This window comes from Streptomyces sp. NPDC051183 (genome assembly GCF_040682455.1).
GTDB lineage: Bacteria > Actinomycetota > Actinomycetes > Streptomycetales > Streptomycetaceae > Streptomyces.
In genome coordinates this window covers 1-5,563 of record NZ_JBFBBA010000060.1, presented here as the reverse complement: position 1 = coordinate 5,563, position 5,563 = coordinate 1, and the positions used below count along the sequence as shown (strand labels likewise).

5 protein-coding genes and 1 pseudogene are annotated in these 5,563 nt (G+C 70.7%); 1 reads left to right on the top strand and 5 read right to left on the bottom strand.

Annotated elements, in window-relative coordinates; genetic code table 11:
- The 5 genes and pseudogenes from AB0M99_RS34095 to AB0M99_RS34075 form a co-directional block, all read right to left on the bottom strand.
- The coding region (locus AB0M99_RS34095) for a DEAD/DEAH box helicase (protein ID WP_365927471.1) at window positions 1-1,770 on the bottom strand (1,770 nt) is incomplete at its 3' end.
- Between the two features lie 242 nt (window positions 1,771-2,012).
- On the bottom strand, window positions 2,013-2,558 hold the full coding sequence (locus AB0M99_RS34090; RefSeq protein WP_365927469.1) for a hypothetical protein: 546 nt from the start codon (window positions 2,556-2,558) through the stop codon (window positions 2,013-2,015).
- Window positions 2,559-2,664: 106 nt separating this feature from the next.
- Window positions 2,665-3,039 carry a CrcB family protein gene (locus AB0M99_RS34085; RefSeq protein WP_365927467.1) on the bottom strand — a complete coding sequence of 125 codons (375 nt, stop codon included), beginning with the start codon at window positions 3,037-3,039 and terminating at the stop codon, window positions 2,665-2,667.
- Window positions 3,036-3,518: a CrcB family protein gene (locus tag AB0M99_RS34080; protein ID WP_365927465.1), complete on the bottom strand. Its 483-nt coding sequence runs from the start codon at window positions 3,516-3,518 to the stop codon at window positions 3,036-3,038. Before AB0M99_RS34080 ends, AB0M99_RS34085 begins: the two co-directional genes overlap by 4 nt.
- Window positions 3,515-3,586 (bottom strand): annotated as a pseudogene (locus AB0M99_RS34075) (metallopeptidase family protein); the annotation flags it as partial. The pseudogene AB0M99_RS34075 and the gene AB0M99_RS34080, both read right to left, overlap by 4 nt.
- Window positions 3,587-3,651: 65 nt before the next feature.
- On the opposite strand from AB0M99_RS34075, the gene AB0M99_RS34070 reads away from it, so the two are divergent.
- Complete coding sequence (locus tag AB0M99_RS34070) at window positions 3,652-5,361, top strand: recombinase family protein (RefSeq protein ID WP_365927463.1); 1,710 nt, start codon at window positions 3,652-3,654, stop codon at window positions 5,359-5,361.
- Window positions 5,362-5,563 lie beyond the last annotated feature (202 nt).

Genomic DNA, 5,563 nt, shown 5'->3' with positions numbered 1-5,563 from the left:
ACGGTTGTCGTCACGACGGTCGCCACCGGAACGGAAACCACCCGACGGACGGTCGTCACGGCGGAAGCCGCCACGGTCGCCACCACGGTCGTCACGACGGTTGTCGCGACGCTCGTAGTTGCCGCGGTCGTCACGACGCTGCTCGAACTGGCGCTCCTGGACGACCGGCTCGGCCGCGACGGCAGCCGCGACCTCGGCCTCGGCGGCCTCGGCCACCTCGGCGACGGCGGCGTCCGGGTCCTCGCCACGCTCGCGCGCGGAGCGGGCGACCAGGCGGTCGGCCTCCTCGCGCAGCTCGGCGGCGCGGCGCGTCAGGCGCTCCAGCTGCTTGGTGAGGTCGGCGACCTCGCGCTCGGCCTGCTTGGCGGCGTTGTTCGCGGAGTCGGCCTGGACCTGGGTCAGCGAACGCGCACCGGTGATCTCGGCGACCTCGGGGTCGAAGGCGCCGACGCCCTGGACGATGTGGCGCGAGGCGTCGACGCCCGCGTCCTCCATCAGGCGGAAGATCTGGCGGCGCTGGTGCGGGAGCGCCAGCGACACGACGACACCGGACTTGCCGGCGCGGGCGGTACGGCCCGAGCGGTGCAGGTAGTCCTTGTGGTCGCCGGCCGGGTCCACGTTCAGGACCAGGTCGATGCCGTCGACGTGGATGCCGCGGGCGGCGACGTCGGTGGCGACGAGCGCGTTGACGTAGCCGTCCTTGAAGTCCGCGAGGACGCGGGTGCGGGCACCCTGCGTCATGCCGCCGTGCAGCGCGTCGGCCTTCACGCCGGCCTCGATGAGCTGCTCGGCGATGCGGTCGGCGCCCAGCTGGGTGCGGACGAAGATGATGGTGCGGCCCTTGCGGGCGGCGATGGCGGCCGTGACCGGCGCCTTGTCCTTCGGCTTCACGACGAGGACGTGGTGCGTCATGGTCGTGACGTTGCCCTGAGCGCTGTCGACCTCGTGCGTGACGGGGTTGGACAGGTAGCGCTTGACCAGGGTGCCGATCTCGTTCTCCATGGTGGCGGAGAAGAGCATGCGCTGGCCGCCGCCGGGGATCTGGTCGAGCAGCTCGGTGACCTCGGGCAGGAAGCCCAGGTCGGCCATCTGGTCGGCCTCGTCGAGGACCGCGACCTGGACGTTCTCCAGGGAGCAGGCGCCGCGGTTGATGATGTCGCGCAGGCGGCCCGGGGTGGCGACGAGGACGTCGACACCGCGCTCCAGGGCGTAGATCTGGTTGCCCATGGAGGTACCGCCGCAGACGACCTTCATCTTCAGGCCGAGCACGTCGCCGTAGGGCTGGAGGGCGTCCGCGACCTGCATCGCGAGCTCACGCGTCGGCGTGAGGATGATGGCGCGGGGCTTCTTCTTCTCGGTGTGGCCGCCGGCCAGCGAGGCCAGGGTCGGCAGACCGAAGGAGAGGGTCTTGCCGGAGCCGGTGCGGCCGCGGCCGAGGATGTCCTTGCCGGCCAGGGCGTCCGGGATGGTCGCGGCCTGGATCGGGAAGGGCGCCGTGACGCCGTTCTGGGCGAGCTTGCGCACGATGCCCTCGGGCAGACCGAGGTCGCCGAAGGTGATGGTGGGCTCGGCGTCGGCGTCGGCGTCGTCGAAGTCGTCGGTGGAGTCCTCGAAGGACTCGCCGGAGTTCACGTCGGCCTCAAGAGCCTCGATGATCTCGTTCGCCTCGGCGGCCTCGATGGCCTCGGTGACCGCGAGGGTCTCGGCGTCGACGATCTCGTTGGAGTCGTTCTCGGGCATGACGGAACGGTCAGAACTGGAAATGGACATGCGAAATGCGAAACCTTCCGGAGTCTCGGCACGCGCCCAAACTCCGTGAATCGCAAATCGACCGCCTCAATGCGGTCAGCCACGGCTAGGGAGAGTACGCGCCACACGGCGCTCTTCGGATTCGGCGCCGGGCAATGGGATCAAACGATCTATAACCATACGCACCCTCCCCGGGGTCTGGCAAGTCACTCCATCCAAAACGGCTCTGACCTGCGGAAATGCTCCGAGGAGGGGGTGCGCGGCTACGAGGCGGGCGCCGTACTGGGGTCCACCGCGGACGGCGACGGCGCCGGTGTGGGATCGATCACGGAGGGCTGCGGAGTCGGCGGCTCCACGACCGGGGAGGGCGACTGGTGACCCCCGCCGCTCCCGCCCGGACCGCCCGGGCCGCCGCCGGAGCCCGAGCCGCCCGAGCCGCCGCCCGCGGGGGGCTGCTGGGGACCCTGGCCGCCCGCGCCGCCGCCCGCCCCCGCCGACGGCGAGGGGGCCCCCGGCCGGTCCGCGGGCGCGCCCGGGCTGGGCGAGGCCCCGGTCGCGCCGGAGGCCATGCCGTCCTCCCCGGGCTTGCCGTCCTGCTTGCCCGTACCGTTCTTGCCGCCGTGCCCGTTGCCGTGCACCCCTGAGCCGCGGCCCGAAGTCGCGGCCCCGCCCGACTTGGCCCCCTGGACGTCCGCCGAGGAGGCGGGCCCCGGCTTCGCGGCGTCCTCGCCGACACTCATGCACCCCGCCGACACCGTGACCGCGAGCGCGGTGACGGCCAGACGCAGGGAAGCGGACAACTGGCGCACGGGGCACCTCCGGAACACAGGGGCCAAGGTCCGCGGGAGCGGGTCAATGTGCCCAACTCCCTTTGCCCCGTATGAGACACGCCCGGACGGCGGACAGCTCGCACGGTCAGGCGAAGAACTGCCGCGCCACCTGCGACCCGAGGTGCACGGCGCCCAGTGCGACCAGCACCGACGCCGCCACGTTCGCGAGCGCCAGGAAGCCGCGGCCCCGCTCCGCCAGCCGCAGCGTCTCGTAGGAGAAGGTCGAGTACGTGCTGAGCGCCCCGCACAGGCCCGTCCCGAGCAGCAGGTCCAGGCGCGAGGAGCCCGCCCCGGCCAGCGCCGCCCCGGAGAGCACGCCGAGCACCAGGCAGGCGAACGCGTTCACCACGAAGGTCCCCCACGGGAACAGCGAGTCGTGGCGCGCCTGCACCGCACGGTCCGTCAGGTACCGCAGCGGCGCCCCGGCGGTGGCCCCGGCCATCATCAGCAGCCAGTTCACACCGGGTCCCGGAGCGCGAGCCGCGTGGCCGAGGCCGCCGCCCACACCGCGCCGAGCGCGCCGGCCACCGTGAGCCCGGCGTACGCCAGCGCGGTCCCGGCCTCCCCCTCGTCCAGGAGCTGCGAGAAGTCCAGGGCGTACGTCGAGAAGGTGGTGAACCCGCCGAGCACCCCGACCCCGGCGAAGGGCCGCAGCAGCGGGTGCGCAGGCGTCCGGCCGCCCTCGCTGATCAGCACCATCAGTACGCCGATCAGGGCGGAGCCGCTCACGTTGATCCAGAAGGTGGCCCAGGGAAAGCTCACGGGCGCCGTCGGGAACAGCAGCGAGACCCCGTAGCGCGCCGAGGCCCCGACCACCCCGCCGGCCGCCACCGCGGCGAGCACCGGCCCCTGCGGCTCGTCCCGCTGCGCGGGCACGCGGAGATCGACGTCGGGATCGATCGCCTCCGGCGCCTCGGGCGCCTCGGCCGGGCGGGTCACCCGTACCCCAGCGCGTGCAGCCGCTCGTCGTCGATCCCGAAGTGATGGGCGATCTCGTGCACGCAGGAACACCCGCCAGACACCTTGTCCGACCCAGGATTTAGGCTGGTCAGCGGGGTAAGGGGAGGTTTGAATGTCACCACGAGAGCCATTCTCGCGTGCCGCCGCCATCCTGCGCGCGATTCTGTACCTGCGGATCTCGGATCTCACGGACACGTCCACGTCCATCCCCCGCCAGGAGAAGGCCGGCCGTGGCCGGGCCGATAACCTGGGCGCGGAAGTGATCAAGGTCTTCAAGGACGAGGACAAGTCCGGCTTCCACGCGTACGTGAACCGCCCCGACTGGGACGCGGCGCTCGCCATGCTCCGGGAGCGCCTGGCGGACGTCCTGATCGTCTTCAAGGTGGACCGGGCGACCCGCCAGGGCATCCCGCAAGCGTCGGAGATCATCCGGATCGTCTACGAGACGGGCTGCCGCTTCATCTCCATCGCGGACGGCATCGACTCCAATAACGAGGGCTGGGAGATCCAGCTCACACTGGCCGCGCACCAAGCCCACAAGGAATCCAAGAACACGTCCATCCGGGTCACCGACCTCCGGGCGGACGAGCGGGACGGAGGCCGCTGGATGGGCAGCCGCCCGTACGGCTTCATCGTCACGCCGGAGCGGAAGCTCACCCCACACCCGGAGGAGTCGGAGATCATCCGCGCCGTGGTCGCCAAGCTCTTGGACGGTCAGTCCCTGCGGTCCGTGGCGAAGTGGCTGAACGATCAGGGCTACGACTCTCCGCGCTGGGCCAGCCGGAAGCTGCGGATCACCCAGCTTGAGGCCAAGGGCGAACCGATCAAGGCGCAGAAGCTCCGGGAGAAGCCGCTCAAGACCCCGAACTCATGGTCGTGGCCAGCCGTCCGACAGCTTGTGATCTCTCCCACAATGGCCGGGTACCTGCCCCACAAGGGCGAGGTCTACCGCCACAGCCTGACCGGCGAGATGGTCCGGGTCAGCAAGGAGATCATCAGCTTCGCGGACCACACCCGCTTGCGGTCAATGTTCGGCAGCCGTGTTCCGGTCCACTGGACCAGGGACGCCACACCGGGCACGAAGTCCAAGGAGACGGGCCGGGCTGTGACCGGACTCCTGTCGGACTACCTGCACTGTGCCGGGTGCGGCTCCCGGATGTCGTACGACACGGCGTTCGTGCGGAACGGAGAGGTCTGGCCGCGCTACCGGTGCATTCGGCGCCACTTCAGCGGCCGGTGCCCCGGCGTGCTGATCAAGGGCACCCACGCGGACGCCCTGGTGACCGAAGCGATGATCAACCGTCTCGGCGCTCTTGCCGACGATGACCCGGCGGTCCTGGCCATCGCCCAGCGCTGGGCCGACATGCAGCACCCGGACCGCAAGGCCCGCCGCTCCCAGCTTGAGGCGCTGATCTTGGAGGAGGAACAGTTCCTTGACCGCCTGGAGGACGAGAAGCTGAACGGCCTCTTCCAGGGCTCTCGCGGTGAGGCCCGCTTCAAGCGCCGGTACGACGAGAGCAACGACCGGCTGGACGGCTACGAGCGGGAGCTGAACGATCTCCCCACGGGACAGGCACTCGACATCACGTTCTTGCGGGACACCGCCCTCTTCATCGAGGCGTGGGAGGAGTGGCCCCTTGCCGAACGCCGCGAGATCGTCGGACCCGTGTTGGAACGCGCCTGGGTGATCAAGGCCCGCAAGACCGGAGTCCGCCCGACGATCGGCCGCTTCCGCTTCTGGTGGGTCGGGGAAGAACAGCCGGAGGACCTGAAGTTCCCCACGACGCTCCCTGAGGCCGACACCAAGCCCGAGCCCGCGTAAGTCCTCACAGGCCCTCAGACGGCCGCACAGCCCCGTTCCTCCCCGCCGGAGGGACGGGGCTTCCCCTTGCCCAGCGAGGGGAGGCAACCGACTCCCCAGTCCATGGACAGGGCGATTGCAAAGTCGCGGTGATCTCGTGAGTGTGCAGGTCACGGCGGTGTGACGATGGTGGATGGCCGCGCGACCGGATGCAACGAAGCTC

Excerpts from the sequence above, each read along its gene's own strand:
- AB0M99_RS34070 (WP_365927463.1), top strand. The coding sequence starts at position 3,652 with ATGTCACCACGAGAGCCATTCTCGCGTGCCGCCGCCATCCTGCGCGCG.